2 protein-coding genes are annotated in these 2,245 nt (G+C 66.5%); both read left to right on the forward strand.

Annotated features, from left to right (window positions below; translation table 11 throughout):
• A partial coding sequence (locus C7C46_RS31225; RefSeq protein WP_245985242.1) for an integrase core domain-containing protein occupies positions 1–204 on the forward strand: 204 nt, incomplete at its 5' end.
• A gap of 94 nt (positions 205–298) precedes the next feature.
• Positions 299–1,846, forward strand: a complete 1,548-nt coding sequence (locus tag C7C46_RS31230; protein WP_110673293.1) for an AAA family ATPase — start codon at positions 299–301, stop codon at positions 1,844–1,846.
• Positions 1,847–2,245: the final 399 nt, after the last annotated feature.

The raw sequence follows: 2,245 nt of genomic DNA on the forward strand, positions 1-2,245 counted from the left end.
GAGAGCTTCCACGCGTCCCTGAAACGAGAAATCCTCCAGGGCGCACGCCGCTGGAACGGAGTCACCAACTGCCGCCGCACAGTGTTCCGTTGGCTCAATCGGTACAACACCTGGCGAAGGCACTCCACCACCGGACAGCTCTGCCCGGCCGAGTACGAGCATCAGCACGAACGGCGATTGAGTACCATGACACTCGCCGCATAAGCACACAAACCAGTGTCTACCATTCGGGGGGAAGCCCCGCCGCCGCCGTCGAGTGCGGGCTGACGGCAATGCACTCCGCCCCGGGGGAGGAACCGTGAGTGCTCAGTTGTGGACGAGGCCAGACCTCTCCCGTCAGCCCTGTCTGGAAAGGCTGAACGGCGATCTCCACGACCTCAGACTGGACGCGGGGCTCCCGTCCGCACGGGGCATCCGGGATCGGATCGGCAAGGACGCTCAGGGCTTCTGGATCGTCAACCACCAAGCGGTCCTGGATGTCTTCCAGAAGACCGACCTGCCGCCGCTGGGCCGCGTCGACCTCATCGTCCGCGCCCTTGCCGAGATCGCCCGCGACGATGACGACGCTGTGGCTGACCGGTTCAAGGAGCTATGGAAGCTGGCCGTCAGCGAGACGGTCGCCCAGGCACATGCAAGCCTTCAGGACGACGACACGGCGCCCGGCGAGGAAGCGGACAACGGCACGCAGGGCGACGCCGCATTGGAATCGCTGAAGTCCCTGATCATCAATGCGGCGCAGTCGTTGTGGGACGACAAAGACGCACTCAGGGTCTTCCTCAGCGTGGTTCGCCGTAGCGAGGGATTCGCCAGGATGGCGGACGCGCTGGAGAAGCACCGCCCCGCGAATGCGACGTTCTACGGGGTGCAGAGCCGCGAGTTCGAGGTGGCCCGCTCCCCCGCACGTCGGGAACTCATCGCTGTGCATCACTGCCTCGAAGAGCACCGACGCAAGCACCATTGGTCCTTCACTGAGCTGGAACACCAGACAGGGATCACGGCGGACAGATGGATCCGCTGGTACACCCATGACGAGCTGCCCGACCGCGAAGCGCTCATCGCCTTCTCCAACGCGGCGCACCTGCAATTGGAGGACCATACGCTGTTGCTGGGGCTCTGGAGCACGGCCCGTGAGGCTCTGGAGCGACAGCTGCGCTTCGATTCCCTACCGTCGGACATCGGCTTCGACGAAGCGTGGGCGATGCGGCCCCCAGCGGTACCACGGTTGTGGGCGCTCGCAGGTGTCGGAGGCGACCCCCTCTCCGCCCACGGTCCCGATCTAGCAGCCGGATCCGCTCCCGCCTTCACCATTGCCGGACCAGCTGGATCGGGGCGCTCCACCGCACTGACGACCGTCGCGCGCTCCTTGCTGGCGGGCGGCACCCGGCTCCTCCTAGTCGCGCCACGGCCTTCCCCGCTGCGCGAACTGGCAGAGCGACCGTCTGTGCTGGGCTGCCTCGTCCAGGACGACATCGAACGTCAGGAACTTGAGGAGGTGCTGGACACGGCTACGCGGGACGACCCCGTGGTGGTGGTGATGGACGACGCCGAGGTACTGGCGGACTGCGGTGCGTCCCATGTGCTGAGGCGACTGCTCCAACACGGATCCAGCGAAGGTGCAGCTCTGGTCGCGGCCGGGGATGAGCGGGAGATCGACCACAGCATGAAGTGGCTGAGCGAACTGACCAAGGCGCGCCGGGGCCTACTACTCGCACCGCAGGCCTACACGTCCGGCAAGTTGATCGGCAGCGCCTCGGCAACCTCTCTCGTCGGCATATCGCCCGCCCCAGGCCGCGGCTGGTTGCACCTCGGCGACGGCGGCCTCATGGCGGTGACCGTTCCCCGGTAGCCGGCCCCCTTGCAAGAGCGCCGCCGCGCCGGACGCCTGCTCCAACACCACGGCCTGGGGATCAGCCTGGGCCCGACGCCCGTTCCCACGCAGCAACACCGGACCGGCCAAGGGCCGATGGCGGGTGGTCTCAGTCTTGGTCTCATTCATCCCCGTCCAGCGGGGTCCAGGGCCGCACCGATGGATCGCTCCACCGCAGGTCAGAACGGGTGCGGACCCCGGCGGGCAGTGTTCGGGAGAATTGGAAAGCGTGTTGGGGGCAACCCTCACGAGTTCGTTCTCGCATCCTCTGCACCAGCCCGCCAGGGCAGACGAAGGCCCGACCGCTCAGCGGTCGGGCCTTCGTCGTTCCGTGGTTGCAGTTTTGGTTGCACTCATATCCCTGAGTTCCGCAGCTGA

This window comes from Streptomyces tateyamensis (assembly GCF_003205575.1).
Classification (GTDB): domain Bacteria; phylum Actinomycetota; class Actinomycetes; order Streptomycetales; family Streptomycetaceae; genus Kitasatospora; species Kitasatospora tateyamensis.